Here is a 16,665-nt window from a genome sequence, read left to right on the forward strand (position 1 = left end):
ATCAGATCATCACCACAGACAACACCCCGCCAGAACATGCATAAACAGTGTTTTTGCGTGAGCGGCTGAGGAATTTTGAGGACATATGATCACACCTGAAGTTGATAAACTGCTCACAGATCTCGCAGGCAAGCGCGTGATGATCGTCGGCGATGTCATGCTCGATCACTACACGTTCGGGGCAGTCACGCGGATCTCGCCTGAGGCGCCAGTGCCGGTGGTTGAGGTGATCAGCGAGGACTATGTGCTAGGCGGGGCCGGGAACGTGGCCCGAAACATCACCGCTCTGGGTGGCCGGGCAACAATGCTCGGCGTGATCGGTGATGATCGCGATGGCGAAACCCTGAAAGCGCTGTTGGACGAACATGCTGTAGACACCATCCTTGTTCACGATGATCGCCGCCGCACAACAAGGAAAACCCGCATTATCGCCCACAATCAGCAAATCGTCAGGGTTGATCGCGAAAACGCAGACCCTCTGTCGGATGCAGTGGTTGGAGAGTTGCTGGAGTACATCGCGAAGCACGGACAAGGCCATGATATTGTTATTGTTTCTGACTACGGCAAAGGCGTGGTCACCAGGCCGATCATGGACGCTCTGCGGGCGCTCAAGGGACCAGATGGACGCCGTCCGCGCATCCTTGTGGACCCCAAACCGCAAAACTACGACTTGTACCACAATGTGGACATCTTGACCCCCAACGCCAAAGAGGCGGGAGAAGGCGCCGGACTTGCCTGCGCTTGGCCAAACGGGCCTGCCACGGTGGGCCAGGCGCTATTCGACCGGCTCGACTGCCGGGATCTGCTTATCACCCTCGGGCCACAGGGCATGGCGCTGTTTGAAGGCCGAGAAAACGCCAGACATATCCCGACCTTTGCCCGAAAAGTGTTCGACGTCACCGGTGCGGGAGACACGGTCATCGCGACCCTGGCCTTGGCCCTGGCCGCAGGGGCCTCGCTCCTGGATGCCGCAGTTCTGGCCAACCATGCCGCAGGCATAGTTGTGGCGCAGGTTGGCGCAGCGACCCCCACGCCGGAAAGTCTACGACAGGCCGTTGAAGCTCGCCCTGCCCCGCCCATTGCGCCTCTGCCGGGATAGAAATCCGCAGAAACGCGCACCAGCGCACAGGATCAGTTTACGCGGACTTAGGAATTGGTTAGTGGTATGTGTCAATCACCGGTATTGAACGGAGGAAACGCCATGCCCAAGACCCCGACAGTCAAAAAAATCGACCTGGACACGACCATCCAGACCCTGGGCGTGGCCAAAATCCCATCGCCCTTGAACTACTGCCGGTTCATAGGGCAGGAGGAAACACTGGAGCTCCGGCTCACAGAGGAAGAGGCCGACCTCTCCATGGGCTCCGGGCTGCCCATGCATTTTGAGAAAGCCGGTCCGCGCGGGAAACTGTACTTCGACTCTTCCAAGGTCAAATGCGCCATCGTCACATGCGGAGGCCTGTGCCCCGGCATCAACGATGTTATCCGCGCCATCGTCATGGACGCCTACCACCACTACCACGTGGCCTCGGTCATCGGAATTCGCTACGGGCTGCAGGGCTTCATTCCTAAATACGGGCACGACATCATTGAGCTGACGCCAAACAACGTTAGCAACTTCCATGTGTTCGGCGGGACAGAGTTGGGTTCGTCGCGCGGGCCTCAGGCGCCCGACGAGATCGTGGACGCGCTGGAGCGAATGAATGTGGGCGTGTTGTTCATGATCGGCGGCGACGGCACCATGAAAGCCGCAGCCAACATAGTGAAAGAAATTCGCAGCCGCAATTCGCGGATAAGCGTCATCGGCATCCCCAAGACCATCGACAACGACATCAATTTCGTCGGCAAATCCTTCGGATTCGATACAGCCGTGGAAAAAGCCACCGAGGCCATCGCCTGCGCCCACGTCGAGGCTGTTGGCGCATACAACGGCATCGGCATTGTGAAACTCATGGGCCGGGAATCCGGATTCATTGCAGCGCAGGCAACCCTGGCCCTTAAGGAAGTGAACTTCGTCCTTGTGCCGGAAAGCCCCTTCACCATGGAAGGACCCGACGGCCTGCTGGCTCAGTTGGAAAAGCGGCTGAGGGCGCGGCACCATGCGGTCATCGTGGTGGCCGAGGGCGCCGGACAGCATCTCTGCGAAGCCAGCGGCCGCACCGACGCCTCAGGAAATCCTGTGCTGTGCGACATCAGCTCCCTGCTCATCAGCGGCATCAAGGACCACTTCAAAAACCGGAACATGGAAGCCACGGTCAAGTTCATCGACCCGAGCTACATCATCCGTTCAGTTTCGGCCAACGCCAACGACCGTGTGTACTGCGGCTTTTTAGGCCAGAATGCCGTCCACGCGGCCATGGCGGGCAAAACTGGAATGGTTGTAAGCCGACTTCAGTCCCGCTTCGTTCACGTGCCCCTGGAGCTGGTCACAATGAAGCGTAAGAAGCTGAACATCGAAGCCGACTATTGGCGCGCCGTCATCGAATCCACGGGCCAGGAATCCATGACCGTGCATGCCCTGCCCGGCTCGCCCTGCCCGATCAGAAAAGACTGAGCAAAGCTCACCGCGCAATAAAAAAGACGCCTGGTTCGCCAGGCGTCTTCATTTTTGGGCAGAATAACGTAGGTAGCTAGTCTTCGTTCACGGCCGGACGAATAAGCGCATGCTCGCCGATGGTCTTTCGGGCGTCTTCAGCCTGCAGGGCCATGGCCAGGAGTTCAAACATGTCGTTCACAGGGAACTCGACAACAAAGCTGCCGTTGTCAGCAAGAACCGTGTCGCCCTGCTCATCGAGCATGTAAGCGCGGCGCTCGCGGCTCTCACCTGATGCGGCGATGATGCCGTAAGCGATCTTACCTTCGGGGGTTTTGTATATTTTCTCCACGGTGAGAAGGCCCGTGCTGGTGCTGAAGTGAATGTCCTCGGCCACCAGGGTGCCTGTGAGGGCGATGGGGTTGCCGAAGTCGTTCGGCAAAGAGATGGGCCGTGGCTCAATATCCTGATCCATGTTCTGCGGCGTGCGGTTCATGCGCTCTCCTGGGTCCTGAACGTCAGAGGGGCAGCTTGCACTGCCGGGGCCGATTGCGGGCCGGTTCGGGCTTCCAATGCCTCCAGCCGCGCGCCACATAATCGTGCAGGGCGTCTTCCGTGACCCGCCACTGCGTACCAACGCGGATGGCTTGTATGTTGCCATCCTTCACCAGCCGATAGGCGGTGCGTGCGTGGATGCGCAAGATGTCGGCCACTTCCCGTATGGTCAGCAGCCTGGGAAGGATCCCTCCCCCATCCGGCGCAAGCACATCAATGTCTATCATAGATCACCGATGTACATACGTATGCACCCGTTGTCAAAGAATGTCAACGAATGTCATTCCTGTACATCGATTAACCCAGAAATGCAGGACTGGCGCGGCCAAGCGCGGCGTCTTCCTACACTGGGTTTTACGGCACGATAAGCAGGTTTAGAAGGCGCCAGTATCCCGGCGAGGCCAATAGCCGTTGTAGCCCGTACAGAGATAATAATAGAACGGACGGACCGGTTCTCCCCGGAAAGTAGCCACATAGCGGTATGGTCCCGCTACACGGTCGAACATTTCTGGCGCAACAGGGGGGACACCAGAGGCGTCTCCGCGCAGAACGAGCACCGCGTCCCAACCGAGCTTGTCCTTGGGACCACCCCAAAGGTCATACTGGTTCATACGCCGTCCGTCCCACCAGAGGCAATAGGCTTGGGGTTGACCTGGAACGTAAAAAGCAAGCTCGGCTGTGATGTCGTACACATCGCTCATAAAAAAAACGCGAGAAGGGTCGGCGAAGCGTGTGGCTGCGACATTGGCCATGTGGCGGCCAAGGTCGTCCCAGCCCTTAAGCCGGTGGGCTGGATTCAAAGAGGGCGGAATGGGCAACAACTGCTGAAGGTGCAGAAAAAGCATGAACCCGAGGCTGGCCCAGGCGCCAGTCTTGAGCCAGAACCAGCCGCGGCGGCTTACGCCGGACAGCAGCAGGCGCTCCACCTCAGCTCCGCAGAGAAGAGCACCAGCCACAAAACTAACAGTGTTCCAGTTTGCCAGAACCTTGGCGTGGAAGCTCCAGGCGAAGAAGAATAAGGTCATGGGCCAAAAGAATACGGCCAGCAGTGCTGCCTGCGGCAAGGTAAGAGCGGAGGGGTTGTTGGGTTGTGTTGCGGATGGCTTCCAGCACTGCCAAGCAGCCCGCCAACCGGCAACGAGCATGAACCAGAACCACCAAGGCAAGGCAAAGCCCACCTGCGCTCCCAGATACTCTGGCACGCGAGAAATGCGGAACATCGTCATAGAGCCTTCGCCGGAAACGCCGATGAGGTGCAGCACGTGCTTGTAGCCCACAAACCCGTTCTGCATGTTCCAAATGAGCGTGGGCAGGAAACCAAGGCACGCGCCCAGGCCCAAGGCAAGAATGAGCCGGGGCCAGAAGCGGGCCGGCAAGCCTCCCTGGCGCTGCAACACCAGGCCATACATGACTGCAAGCCCGGCGAAACCAAGCATGGTGTACTTTGCCAGAATCCCAACGCCATAAGTCAGGGCCAGCAGGGCAAAAGGCCACAGACCGCGGTCGCACCCGTCGTCGTCTGTTGTAGATGCGGCGTAGAGCGCCAGCATGGCCAAAGTCCAGCACACAACAAAGGGGTTGTCTGTGGTCATGAGGATGCCAAGAGCCTGGAAAAGCGGCGAGATGGTCAGGATAAACACGGCCAGAACGGCCAGAACGGGACGCTTCCAGAGCTTGCCGACCAGTAGCCAGACAAGTCCGGGGAATACTGCAGAGCCAAGCATGGAGCCCATGCGCACGCCCAGTTCGGTGTTACCAAAAACAGCGGTGCATGCGCCAATAATCCAGGCGATGAGCGGACCCTTGGAATAATAGGTCAACTGCATGTGCCGGGTCCAATCCCAGTACTGGGCCTCATCCTGCACCAGACCCAGCTGACCAGAACCGACGAACCACAGGCGCAGCAAAAATGGTGCGGCAATGAGCAAAAAAACCCAGCGTCCGGGCGTGCGGCGCAGAGATTCGTAGAGCGAGAGAGGACCGGAACTTTGCATGGCGAGATCCTGGCGCAAGTTGCGCAGGGTCTCTCTAGCCTGCGGGGGATGGTTTTGCAAGGACGGCTGGAGAACCTAGTCAGCGGACGTATGTAGGAAGATTAAGAAATAAATTGGTCGTATACGTAATCATCTTGTCCATGATCCAGGGAAAGGCAAGGATAAGCGCAATGAACATGGCCACAAGCTTGGGCACAAGAGATAAGGTTGCGTCCTGAATCTGCGTGGCTGCCTGGAAAATGCTGATGAGCACGCCGACAATGAGCCCGACGGCCATCATGGGCAGGCAGATGACCAGGGTAAGCTCCATGGCTTCGCGGGCGAAGCCCACGACGAATTCAGGTGTAATGGCCACGTTGCGCCTCGTCAGCCAAAGGAGTTGACCAGTGAGCCGATGAGCAGGCTCCACCCGTCAACCAAGATAAACAACAGGATCTTGAACGGCAGGGCCACCGTGGCCGGCGGGAGCATCATCATGCCCATGGAGAGCAGGATGCTGGCCACGACCATGTCCAGAATAAGGAACGGAATATAGATGAGAAATCCGATGGAGAAGCCGGTCTTGAGCTCGCTGATGGTATAGGCGGCCACGAGCATGATGGTGGACACCTGCTCCTTGTTTTCCGGACGCGCCTCTTTGGAGATGGAATAGAAAATGGACAGGTCCTTTTCGCGCGTGTGCTTGAACAGGAACGCCCGGATGGGCACCTGGGCTTTGTCCAGCGCCTCCTTGAAACCGATCTTTTCCTCCATATATGGCTGAAGGGCCTGCTCATTAACGCTCTTAATCACGGGTCCCATGATGATGAAGGTCATGAACAGGGCCAAGGAGGCCATGATCTGGGTCGGAGGCATCTGCGGGGTGCCCATGGCCTGGCGCAGGAAGTGGAACACGATGATGATGCGCGTGTAGGAGGTCATCGTGAGTATGATGCTTGGAGCGATGGTCAGCACTGTGAAGAGGAACATCAGCTCCAGGGCGACGGCGACCTTGCCGGGCTCGGACTGGCCGGCGGAGAGCTGCATTGTGAGCGTGGGAACCTGCGTCGCCGTGGCAGTGGTCGGGCCGCTGGGAGCGGCAGCCTGCGCCAGCGCTGGCAGGAAGACGAAAAGGGCAAGAAGCAGAAGAAACGGAAGACTAACGCGAAGGGCGTTCGCCAGGGGCGAAGAGTTTCGGGCCATCGCCGCCGTCTTCTGAGGGCTGGGCGCGCTTTTCGGCAGGAAATGTCTTAAAACCCAGGGAGTCGCCATTTCGTTCCCCAGAAGGGCTGCCGGATGCGCGTCCACTCTGGGCAGCGGTGGAGCCGTCCTTGCGCCAAGTGAGCATGTCGGCAAAGATTTTAGGGTCATCGGCTTCCTTCTGGGCGGCAGGCTGCGCAGGATTCAATTCTGCCAATGTGTTGATGGACCCCTCGGTGACGCCTACAACCAAGGTCCGGTCGTGCACGCGCAAAACCGCTATGCGCTGGCGCGCACCCACGTTGAGCTGGGCCAACACCCGCAGGTCGATGCGCTCCCCTGCGCAACGCGATGCACCGGGCAGGAAACGCTTGAGCACATAAAGCACGCCAAAAATCAGGCCCACGATGCACGCAAGCGCCACAACCATCTTTACGATGTCAAAAAAAAGCTGATCAGGCAAGCTGCTTCACCCTCTCTATGGGACTGATGATGTCCGTGAGGCGGATGCCAAACTTCTCGTTGATGACCACGGCCTCGCCACGGGCCACGAGCTTGCCGTTGACAAAAATCTCCATGGGCTCGCCTGCCAGCTTATTCAGCTCCACGACGGACCCCTGGCCAAGCTGCAAAAGCTCGTTGATCAAAAGGCGGGTGCGGCCCAATTCGGCAGAAACCTCAAGGGGAATATCCAGAATGAAGTCAAGATCGCGCTTCGTGCCAGGATTCTGACGCTGCGCCTTGTGCTCAGCAGTCATGTCCCGGAACTCCGGCTCGTGGGTCTGGGTGCGCAGGAAGGACTGGTCCTTATCCTTCTTGACGTCTTCGGCTTCCTGGGTGGCCAGCGCCTTGGCCCATTCGTCCGCCAGGGCGTCGTCGGCTGAGGCCCCAGCAGCGCCGCCAGCAGCGGGCTCCTGATCAAGCAGGGCGTTGGCCCATTCTTCGGCGAGTTTATCCTGGTCTTTGTCGTCGGCCATGCTGACCTCTCATGAGCTGAAGGTTCGGCCCGCACGGTCAAAGGGCCTGCGCTGCGGGTCATTGCAGGAAGTAATGCAAAACCCGTGCTGGCGCAACAACCTCGACATGGCGAAAATGTCCGCCCCAATGGCCAGTTACTGAATCACGATCTCCGTGATATAAACTCGCAGCACCTTCTGCTCGCCAAGGACAAGGGTCAGGCGCTCCACAATTTCCTTCTTCAAAAGAATCTTATTCTCCAGACTGCCCAAATCCTCGTAAGTCTTGCTGGAAAGCAGCAGCAACAGCGAGTCCTTCACCTTGGGCATGCTCTTGTTCAGCTGGTCCGCAGCGAGCTTGTCCTTGACCTCGATGTCCAGCGCCAGCTTAAGGTACCTGCGGCCCTGCGGTTCGGCAAGATTCACCAGAAGCGGCGGAATGCTCACCAGTTCGCCAGCGCCATCCGGAGCGGCGGCGCCCTTCTCATCCTTTTTGTCGCCGGGTGCGGCCTTGGCGTCCTTCTTCTCTCCGCCCGGCACTTCCTCGGCCTTCTGCTCTGTTGCGTTATCTGCCCCAGCTGCCGCCTTCTTGCCCATCCACCATTTATAACCGAAAAAACCGCCTGCACCCAGCACAGCCAGCAGCACAACAAGAATGCCTATCATGATAAGCTTCTTGTTGGACTTCTTGGGGGCTTCGCCGTCCAGAACGACTTCTTCAGCAGGGGCCTTGTCTGGTTTCTTTGCCACGTGAATATCCGCCTTCTTCAATGCAGCCGGGACAGCCCGGCAGGGTTCGCCAATGTCGCAATTCTCTTATCGGCTGCATGGTCAAAAGGTATACCCAATATCTTGACACAAACGCAAGGGCAGCCGGAAGCAGGATTCAGCAAAGGCACCCCTCCCTTGCCCACCCAGGGTAGCGGGTACGATCCGAAGGTTCAGGGCTCGCCGCGGAACGGATACCCACGGAGTTGCGTGCGTGGGGTTGCGAAGATGAGGCCGACAACGCACCATTCCTGGCCCGATGCAGCCAGCAAAGGCGTCGGAAAGCCAACCCTTGGCCCGCGCAGAAACGATGCGTACACGATATGACAAAAAACAAAAGCCGGGCACGAGCTTCTACTCGAACCCGGCCTTTGTTTTCCTGCAAAGAGGTACGGCGTTTCGGCCCTGAGAGCTGCCTTCCCCCCTACTTCGCCTCGTCGCCCAGGAAGCGGCCAGTGACGGATTCGGGGTTCAGCATGATCTCCTCTGGCGTGCCGCGGGCGACAATCTGTCCGCCGTTCTCGCCTCCGCCTGGGCCAAGGTCGAACACGTAGTCGGAAGCAAGCACAACATCAGCGTTGTGCTCAATGACGATGACGCTCGCCCCCTTGTCCACAAGCCTGTGCAACACACGGATGAGCTTGCCCACCTCGTGCATGTGCAGCCCGGTGGTGGGCTCGTCGAGGATGTACAAGGCGCCGGGCAAATTGCGTTTGCCCAGCTCGCGGGAGATCTTGATGCGCTGGGCCTCGCCGCCGGAAAGGGTGGTGGCTGGCTGGCCCAGGCGCAAGTAGGACAGGCCCACCTGTTCAAGAACCTCCAGGCGGCGCGAAAGGGCCGTATGCGCTCCGAAGAACTCACGAGCCTCAGCCACGGTCATGTCCAGCACCTCGGCGATGTTTTTGCCCTTGTGGCGCACCTCAAGGGTCTGGGCGCTGTAGCGCATGCCCTTGCACACGTCGCAGGTGACGAACACGTCGGGCAGGAAGTGCATCTCCACGCGGATCTGACCGTCGCCCTGGCAGGCCTCGCACCGGCCCCCCTTGACGTTGAAGCTGAAGCGGCCCGGAGTGTAGCCGCGCATCTTGGCGTCTTTGGAGTTGGCGAAGATGGTGCGGATCTCGTCAAAGGCCTTGGTGTATGTGGCCGGGTTGGACCGCGGCGTGCGGCCGATGGGCGTCTGGTCAATGGCGATGATCTTCTCAATGACCTGTGCTCCGATGAAGGCGTCAACCGGGCCGGGCTGGTCCACCTTGACTCCCTGGGCCAAGGCCAGGTGCTTATAGAGGGTGTCCACCACCAGGGAGCTTTTGCCTGAGCCGGACACTCCGGTGAAGCACACCAGCACGCCCAGTGGGATGTCCAGGTCCAGCCCCTTGAGGTTGTTGGCCCGCGCGCCCCGGATGCCCAGGTGGGTGTGTCCGCCGATGGCCACAGGCTGGCGTCGCGCCTCTGGCCGCTCAATGCGCAGGTCGCCGCGCAGGTACTTGGCGGTCAGGGACTGGCTCTCGTTCATCAGGCTGTCCACGCTGCCCTGAAACACTATCTCGCCGCCCAGTTCGCCGGAGCCTGGGCCAAGCTCGATGACATGGTCCGCGCTCATAATGGTGGGCTCGTCGTGCTCAACCACCAGCACGGTATTGCCGCGCGTCTGGAGGCTGCGCAAAGTCTTCAAAAGGCGCTCGTTGTCGCGTGGGTGCAGGCCGATGGAAGGCTCGTCCAGCACGTAGGTGACGCCCACGAGCCCGCTGCCCAGCTGGCTGGCAAGGCGGATGCGCTGGGCCTCGCCCCCGGACAGGGTGCCCATGTTGCGGGCCAGGGAAATGTAGTCGAGGCCCACACCCTTCATGAAGCCCAGGCGATGGGTCAGCTCCTTCAAAAGCGGCCCGGCGATGAGGGTCTGCGAGCCGGGAAAGTCCTGCGCGGACAGCCAGTCCAGGGCGCGCGTCATGGAAAGGGAACAGAACTGGTGGATATTCAGCCCATCGGGCGTGGCGGGCACGCGCACGGCCAGCGCCTCGGGCTTGAGCCGAGCGCCCTGGCAGGCCGGGCAAGGGCGGCTCTGCCGGAAGCGGGAGAGCTCGTCGCGCCAGACAGGGCCCATGGCGAAGCCCTGCTCCAGCAGCGGCGCAACGCCGGACCAGTCTGCTGTGGAGTCGCCCTCCACAAGGGCCTGGCGCGCGCGCGGACTGAAGTCCGCCAGAGGGGTGTCCAGAGTGAAGCCGTGGCGCTTTCCCAAGCGTTTCAGGTCGTCCTCGTGCCGGGCGAAAAGACGCGGGTTGCGCCAGGGCAAAAGTCCGCCCCCAGCGAGGGAAAGCCCCTTGTTGGGCACCAGCAGGTCGAACTCAAAGGCGTCCACGCTGCCCAGGCCTGAGCACTCCGGGCAGGCGCCCTGGGGGCTGTTGAAGGAGAAAAGCTGCGGGGTGAGGGCAGGCATGGAGATGCCGCAGGTGGCGCAAGTGCTGGAGGTGCTGAAAAAGCGGTCCGCGCCCTTGCCGGTTTTGCCGTGTTCAGAAACAATGAGGCTGCCCTTGCCCTGGCGCAGGGCCAGCTCAACAGAGTCGCCGAGTCGCGGGCGGATATCGGGCTTGATGGCGAGGCGGTCCACAACCAGCTCAATGGTGTGCTTCTTGAGCTTGTCCAGCTCCGGAATCTCGTCCAGAGCGTAGACCTCGCCGTTGACGCGAGCTCGTGCAAAGCCCTCCTTGCGCAGCCGGGCGAACAGATCCTTGTGCGTGCCCCTCTGATGCTCCACCAGGGGGGCCAGCAAGAGAATCCGCGTTCCCTCGGGCAAGGCCAAAATGGCGGCCAGAATCTCGTCGCCGGCCTGGGCGGCGATGGGCTTGCCGCACTTGGGACAGAAGAAGGTGCCCAGGCGCGCGTAGAACACGCGCAAAAAATCGTACACCTCGGTCACTGTCCCAACGGTGGAACGCGGATTGCGCGAGGTGGACTGCTGTTCCAAGCTGATGGCCGGAGAAAGCCCCTCGACCTTGTCCACTTGCGGCTTGTCCATCTGAGGCAGGAACTGCCGGGCATAGGCGGACAGGGACTCCACGTAGCGGCGCTGACCCTCGGCGTAGACGATGTCGAAGGCGAGGGTGCTCTTGCCGGAGCCCGAAGGCCCGCAGACCACCACGAGCTTTTCGCGCGGAATGTCCAGGCTCAGGTTCTTGAGGTTGTGGTGGCGGGCCCCTTCAATGTGGATGACGCCCCGGGGAGCGCCTGGCCGGGTCTCCTGCTGGGGTGTATTGACGGCTTTGAGTGACATTTCCCGGAGGTAATCATCGCAAAGTGCTTGGCAAGGGGGTGCCCCAGCCACTTGACGAAATCCGAATACCGGATGTAACGTGGCATTTCCTGAGCCTTCCGGCGCCGCGACCGGGCTGAATGCGGCCACATGATCGCGCGGATGCTCGCCGGATACAGGGGGAAGCCATGTACGGACTCACCGACAACATCGTCGCCGGACCAGCCGGACACATCACCGCCGGACCAGCCGGACATTTCGAGGCCGGCCCTTCGGGCAGCTTCACCCCCGCTCCCGGCGCAAGCACGCCTGTGAGCGGCGCAGGCCATGTGCCCATTACCGAGGGCGGCTATGTGCCCATCGACTGCACGCCCGCCGTCATCCCCTATTCCGCTCGCAACGGCGGAGTGGTCTACATGGATGGCTCCACCCAATCGGCCATCCCCGGCCCCTCGGCCCATGTGCCCGTGAGCCAGGCCTCCGGCGGCGCAACCAGCATCGGCGGCGGCGGCGGAAGCACCGGCGGCGGCGGCGGCGGGGTTGTCTATACCCTGGGCGGCGGCGCTGGAGGAGGAGGAGGCGGAGGCGGAGGCATCAGCGGAGGCGGCATCAGCAGCGGCGGGGCGGGGAGCGGCGGAGGCGGAGGCGCAACCTACCTCATGGGCGGCGGCGGAAGCGCGGTCGGCAGCGGCGGAGTCGTTTCTGGCGGCAGCGGCGCAGGCGTGGGTCAAGCCACTGGCACCGGCGTGCTCTATACTTCGTCCTCAGGTCCCGGCATGCCACCCATGGAGCTGCGCGTGGGCCAGGCCGTCAGCCAGGCTTCGGCGGCAGGGCCGACAACCCCGGCCACGGAAGGCTTCACCGTAAGCCCCGGCGGACGCACCGTTCCAACGCCCACGGGCTATGTGCATCCTCCCCAGGCCTCGCATTTCCACGGCCAGCCCCAAACCCACGTTGCCCACCACCCGGTGCGCGTGGACAACAACGTTGTCACCACCGAGGCCTACCAGCCCTACGAGGCCGCCTATGTGTGGCAGGGACGCCCCCCTGGGTCGCCCCCCCCACCATTCCTGGCCGGGGACTACGTGAAGCCCTCCAGCTACGATCCCCCGCGCGTGGTCTTCTCCGACGAAAAGCCCGGAGCCGTGCCCATGTTGGACGCCAGCGTGGGCGGCCCGCACATGCAGGTTAGCGAAGTCATGAACCAGACGGTGAACCAGGACTTCGGCCACACCAGCAACGTGCAGTACACGTCCAACACCCTGAACGAAAGAAACGTCACCCTGGACAACTCCATCACGCGGAACAGCACCCTGAACCAGCCGGAGAACCGCCAGGTGAACACCAGCATCGACATGTCGCAGACCAGCAACACAGACATGTCCACCAACAGGCCGCAGACCACCCAGGTCATTGTGGAGGACGCGGCGCGGGTGCTGAACATGTTCTTCGCGGATGCGCCCTCCGTCAGTCCGGCGCAGGTGAGCATGGGCGGACCGGTCATGGCCCGAGTGGCCTAGCCGAACTAAAGCCCCTGCCCCGCACGCGATGCAGATCGAAGCCGCCCACCGCCGCGCCCGCTTTCCGCGCGGACTCGCCCAGCCCGAGGGCGGCTTCCGTTTCGGGGCCGACACCCTGCTCCTTTCCGCCTTTGCCCATGCACACCTGAAACCGGGCCACGCCCTGACCGGGCTCGACCTCGGAACCGGATGCGGAGCGGCCTCAATAGGCCTGCTGCTGCTGCGCCCGGATGCGCCTCTGCGCCTCACAGGCATCGACACCGGCCCGGAAATGATCGCAGCGGCCCAGCAGAACGCCGAGGCCCTGGATCTTTCCGAACGCTTCACCCCGCTTTTGGCCGATGCCCAGGACTACAGCGCGCCAAATGCCAAGGTTGACTTCGCCCTGGCCAACCCGCCCTTCCGGGCTCCTGGCACGGGAAAGGCCTGCCCCGACAACAACAAGCACCGCGCACGTTTCGAGGGCCCGGGGGGCTTCGCCGCATTCGCCGCCTGCGCCTCGCGCAATCTGCGCAAAGGCGGACACCTGTTCCTGGTGCACCTGGCCGAGCGCCTGCCGGAGCTCATCTGCGCCCTGGACGCAGCAGGCCTGAACACGCGACGCCTGCTGCCGGTGCAGGGCAGCTGGGACAAGCCGCCGCGCCTGGCCCTTGTGCTGGCCGTGCGTGGCCAAGGCCACGGCCTCACCCTGGATTGCCCGCTGGCGTTGTATACTCCGCAAGGCAAGCTCACCGCGGAAGCCATCGCCTTCTGCCCACATCTTGCGGCAAATCCCTCCCGGAATGCATCCGGGGCATCGCCCTGAACGCACAGGCACAGCCAGCGCCACTTGCAAACACATTGGAAGCGCGTTACAGTCCACCGCCTGTTGCATACGACCCCCCGCGGCCGACACAGGACGTACTCGCACACAACATACTAACGAGGTATCGCACCCATGAAGAAGTTCTGCGCTCTCCTGCTCCTGGTCGCCATGGCCAGCGTGCTCGCCGGCTGCAACAATAACAACAATAAGTTCGCCGTTGTCGACGGCGCCAAGGTCTTCCGCGAATCCAAGCCCGGCCAGGAGGCCATGGCCTACTTGCGCACCAAGAGCACCGAGCTCCAGGCCGAAGCCAAAGCCGCCCAGGAGAAGGTCCAGGCCAAGCAGACCCAGGAGAACGCCGCAGCCTTCCAGGAAGCCGTGACCAAGTACCAGACCACCATGGGCACCGAGCAGCAGCGCGTGGTGGGCCTGCTTCAGGACCAGTTCAACAAGGTCCTCGAGAAGTACCGCAAGGATAACAAGGTCGACGTGATCCTGGCCAAGGACGTGGTCCTTTCCTATGACGAGGCCTCGGACATCACCAACAAGGTCATTGAGGAAATCAACAAGACCACCATCGACCTGAACGCCAAGCCCGAGGCCAAGCCCGAAGCTCCTGCTGTTGGCGCTCCGGCTGCTCCGGCTGCTTCCGCCGCTCCGGCTGCGGCTCCGGCTCCGGCTGCGCCTGCCGCCAAGCCCGCCGAAGCCAAGAAGCCCTAGGCTTCACGCAAATCGCCACCCTGGGCCGCCGCGAAGGAAACTTCGCGGCGGCCCTTTTTGTTGACCAGCGCTCCAGCCGTTCCCCATCAAAGCCAGCCCTCTGCGGGCTCAGGCTGTTGCCTTCTCAGTGCCAAACAGGCTACAGCCAACCCATGAACCTCCTCATCCTGCACCAGAATTTTCCTGGCCAGTTCCGCCACATCGCGCGGCACATGGCGGATGCGGGCCACGACGTGCTCGGCATAGGAGCCAAGCACGCGCCGGGGCTCAAGGGCGTGCGGCTGGTGCGCTACGAAATCAAGAACGCGCCGAAGCCCAGCCACCAGTATCTGGCCACCGCGTGCAAAGGCGCGCTGCACGGGGAGGTCGTGGCCAAGGCGCTGCTGGAATTAAAAAAACAACACTATGCGCCGGATGTAATCCTGGCCCATCCGGGCTGGGGCGAAGCGCTCTACGTGAAGGACGTGTTTCCAGACACGCGTCTGGTGTCGCTGTTCGAGTTCTACTACCATGCGCGCGGCGTGGACGTGGGCTTTGAGCCGGGCAGCGAGGCGTCCTTTGATTTGGCGGCCACCCTCGCCTCGCGCAACCTGCTGCACCTCATGAACCTGGAGCGCTGCGACGCAGGAGTATCGCCCACCAGCTGGCAACGCTCCCTGCACCCCAAAGCATACCTCCACAAGATCAGCGTGGCCCACGAGGGCATCGACACCGCGTTCATGGCCCCGAACCCCAAAGCCGTATTCCAACTGCCGGACGGCCGCACCCTCAAATCCGGTGACAAGGTGCTGACCTTTGTGGCCCGGCACCTGGAGCCCTACCGGGGCTTTCATGTGTTCATGCGGGCCCTGCCCGAGATTCAGCGCCGCAACCCGGAGGCGGTGACGGTCATTGTGGGCGGCGATTCCGTGAGCTATGGCCGCAAACCCGAGGGCGCGGCCAACTGGCGCGTGAAACTGCTGGCCGAGGTGGGCGCGAACCTTGATTTGTCGCGGGTGGTCTTCACCGGGCAACTGCCCTACGCGGCGTATCGCTCGCTGCTGCAGGTCTCGGCTGCGCACGCCTACCTCACCTACCCCTTTGTGCTGTCTTGGTCCGCCCTGGAGGCCATGAGCTGCGGCTGCCTGCTTGTGGCCTCGGCCACACCGCCGGTGACGGAAGTGATGGGCCAGGGGCGCAACGCCCTGCTGTTTGACTTCTTCAATCTTGAGGCTCTGGCCAAGCGGGTGACAGACGCCCTTTCACACCCTGAAGACTACGTTTCCCTGCGCGCAACAGCCCGTAAGACCGTGGTTGAAGGCTATGACATCGAACGTGGGATCAGCCAGTATATGGCTCTGCTCAAGGCTTCACAGCAAGAGTAGGACTGACCGCAAGCCCAACCACAACAGACTCCAATAGGTGTAAAAAAAGGCGGCCACGGACTATTCCGCAGCCGCCCTTTTGGCGTTCATTTTGAGCTGAAAGGGCTAGCTGCTGGCCAGGCCCTCTTCCTTGACGTAGCGCACCACAAAGGCCTTGGCCTCATCGATGCCCGTGACGTCCCCCGCGATCTGCGCCTTCAAAAGCGCATCGCGGATGATGCCCACTGCGGGGCCGGGGTTCAGGCCCGTGGCCTGCATGATGTCGCGGCCATTGAGGAACGGCTCCAGAGCCTCCTCAGGCGTGTCGCCGCGCTCCAGCATCTTGAGATTGTGGTTGAACTCCCGGTAGGAGCCGCCGCGGGCCTTGATGTCCGCCCGGACCATCTCAAGAATGCGCGGGTATTCGTCGATGGCCATGAGCTTGCGGATGCCCTTGTCCGTGAGCATGAAGTGCGGACGCATGTGGTCGCGCACCAGGGTGCAGATGAGGTCGATGTCCTCGGGCGGGAAGTGCAGACGGTTCAGGATCTTGCGCGTGACCTTGGCGCCCACGCGGTGGTGCTGCAGGAAGCTCCACTGGCCGTCTGAGAACTCCGCCGTATACAGCTTGCCCACGTCGTGGAACATGCAGGCGAGGGTGCCGTACCAATCGTAGGGCAGCACTTCGGGGTAGTGGCGCATCACATCGATGGTGTGGACGAAGACGGTTTCTTCCCCCGCCTCCGGGCTCTTGATCTGCTTCACGCGGGCAAGAGCGGCGATCTCCGGGATGAAGCCGTGCAGGATCTGGCACTCGAAGAGCAGCAGCACAAAGGCGTGCAGGTTCTCGGCCTCCACCTTGCGCCATTCGTCCATGATGTCGGACACGGGGCAGTAGTCCAGCACGCGGCGAGCGCCGCGCACAATGGCCAGCCATGTGTTGGGCTCGATGGGCAGGTGGTAGTTGGCGGCAAAGCGCATGGCGCGCACGGCCAGCAGATAGTCCTGCTTCAGGGCCTGGTCTGGAAAGCCCTTGATGCGC

Annotated in this window: 16 protein-coding genes; 6 read left to right on the forward strand and 10 right to left on the reverse strand. The window is 61.8% G+C overall.

Annotation, left to right across the window (positions count from 1 at the left end; genetic code table 11):
• Nucleotides 1-85 precede the first annotated feature (85 nt).
• Both rfaE1 and Q8O35_RS09945 read left to right on the forward strand, forming a co-directional pair.
• A complete protein-coding gene (rfaE1, locus tag Q8O35_RS09940; protein ID WP_305572790.1) occupies nt 86-1,099 on the forward strand; it encodes a D-glycero-beta-D-manno-heptose-7-phosphate kinase in 1,014 nt (337 codons plus the stop codon).
• A gap of 102 nt (nt 1,100-1,201) precedes the next feature.
• A complete protein-coding gene (locus Q8O35_RS09945) occupies nt 1,202-2,554 on the forward strand; it encodes an ATP-dependent 6-phosphofructokinase (protein ID WP_305572792.1) in 1,353 nt (450 codons plus the stop codon).
• Nucleotides 2,555-2,630: 76 nt separating this feature from the next.
• On the opposite strand, the gene Q8O35_RS09950 is transcribed toward Q8O35_RS09945, so the two are convergent.
• The 9 genes from Q8O35_RS09950 to uvrA form a co-directional block, all read right to left on the reverse strand.
• Complete coding sequence (locus Q8O35_RS09950) at nt 2,631-3,029, reverse strand: hypothetical protein (RefSeq protein ID WP_305572794.1); 399 nt, start codon at nt 3,027-3,029, stop codon at nt 2,631-2,633.
• Nucleotides 3,030-3,051: 22 nt separating this feature from the next.
• Entirely contained in the window at nt 3,052-3,315 is a 264-nt protein-coding gene (locus tag Q8O35_RS09955) for a helix-turn-helix domain-containing protein (RefSeq protein WP_305572796.1), read from the reverse strand.
• Nucleotides 3,316-3,462: 147 nt separating this feature from the next.
• Entirely contained in the window at nt 3,463-5,100 is a 1,638-nt protein-coding gene (locus tag Q8O35_RS09960) for a glycosyltransferase family 39 protein (protein ID WP_305572798.1), read from the reverse strand.
• 61 nt (nt 5,101-5,161) lie between these two features.
• Nucleotides 5,162-5,431: a flagellar biosynthesis protein FliQ gene (gene fliQ, locus Q8O35_RS09965; protein ID WP_305572823.1), complete on the reverse strand. Its 270-nt coding sequence runs from the start codon at nt 5,429-5,431 to the stop codon at nt 5,162-5,164.
• Nucleotides 5,432-5,448: 17 nt separating this feature from the next.
• Nucleotides 5,449-6,108 (reverse strand): flagellar type III secretion system pore protein FliP, encoded by a 660-nt coding sequence (fliP, locus tag Q8O35_RS09970; RefSeq protein ID WP_371133119.1) that lies wholly within the window; start codon nt 6,106-6,108, stop codon nt 5,449-5,451.
• A gap of 112 nt (nt 6,109-6,220) precedes the next feature.
• Nucleotides 6,221-6,724: a flagellar biosynthetic protein FliO gene (gene fliO, locus Q8O35_RS09975; protein ID WP_305572803.1), complete on the reverse strand. Its 504-nt coding sequence runs from the start codon at nt 6,722-6,724 to the stop codon at nt 6,221-6,223.
• Entirely contained in the window at nt 6,717-7,238 is a 522-nt protein-coding gene (gene fliN, locus Q8O35_RS09980; protein WP_305572804.1) for a flagellar motor switch protein FliN, read from the reverse strand. Before fliN ends, fliO begins: the two co-directional genes overlap by 8 nt.
• 135 nt (nt 7,239-7,373) lie before the next feature.
• Nucleotides 7,374-7,967: a flagellar basal body-associated protein FliL gene (fliL, locus tag Q8O35_RS09985; protein WP_305572806.1), complete on the reverse strand. Its 594-nt coding sequence runs from the start codon at nt 7,965-7,967 to the stop codon at nt 7,374-7,376.
• A 442-nt stretch (nt 7,968-8,409) separates the two neighbouring features.
• Nucleotides 8,410-11,256, reverse strand: a complete 2,847-nt coding sequence (gene uvrA, locus Q8O35_RS09990; RefSeq protein WP_305572809.1) for an excinuclease ABC subunit UvrA — start codon at nt 11,254-11,256, stop codon at nt 8,410-8,412.
• A gap of 167 nt (nt 11,257-11,423) precedes the next feature.
• Here uvrA and Q8O35_RS09995 point away from each other — a divergent pair, with 167 nt between their 5' ends.
• The 4 genes from Q8O35_RS09995 (at nt 11,424) to Q8O35_RS10010 (ending at nt 15,644) form a co-directional block, all read left to right on the forward strand.
• Complete coding sequence (locus Q8O35_RS09995; protein WP_305572812.1) at nt 11,424-12,755, forward strand: hypothetical protein; 1,332 nt, start codon at nt 11,424-11,426, stop codon at nt 12,753-12,755.
• A 28-nt stretch (nt 12,756-12,783) separates the two neighbouring features.
• The gene (locus Q8O35_RS10000) at nt 12,784-13,560 is read left to right on the forward strand and encodes a tRNA1(Val) (adenine(37)-N6)-methyltransferase (protein ID WP_305572814.1); all 777 of its coding nucleotides are present in this window, start codon (nt 12,784-12,786) and stop codon (nt 13,558-13,560) included.
• 132 nt (nt 13,561-13,692) lie between these two features.
• Nucleotides 13,693-14,280, forward strand: a complete 588-nt coding sequence (locus Q8O35_RS10005) for an OmpH family outer membrane protein (RefSeq protein ID WP_305572816.1) — start codon at nt 13,693-13,695, stop codon at nt 14,278-14,280.
• Between the two features lie 152 nt (nt 14,281-14,432).
• Nucleotides 14,433-15,644 carry a glycosyltransferase family 4 protein gene (locus Q8O35_RS10010; RefSeq protein WP_305572818.1) on the forward strand — a complete coding sequence of 404 codons (1,212 nt, stop codon included), beginning with the start codon at nt 14,433-14,435 and terminating at the stop codon, nt 15,642-15,644.
• A gap of 105 nt (nt 15,645-15,749) precedes the next feature.
• On the opposite strand, the gene Q8O35_RS10015 is transcribed toward Q8O35_RS10010, so the two are convergent.
• A partial coding sequence (locus tag Q8O35_RS10015) for an HD domain-containing protein (protein WP_305572821.1) occupies nt 15,750-16,665 on the reverse strand: 916 nt, incomplete at its 5' end.

It is taken from the genome of Humidesulfovibrio sp. (genome assembly GCF_030689645.1).
Classification (GTDB): Bacteria; Desulfobacterota; Desulfovibrionia; order Desulfovibrionales; family Desulfovibrionaceae; genus Humidesulfovibrio.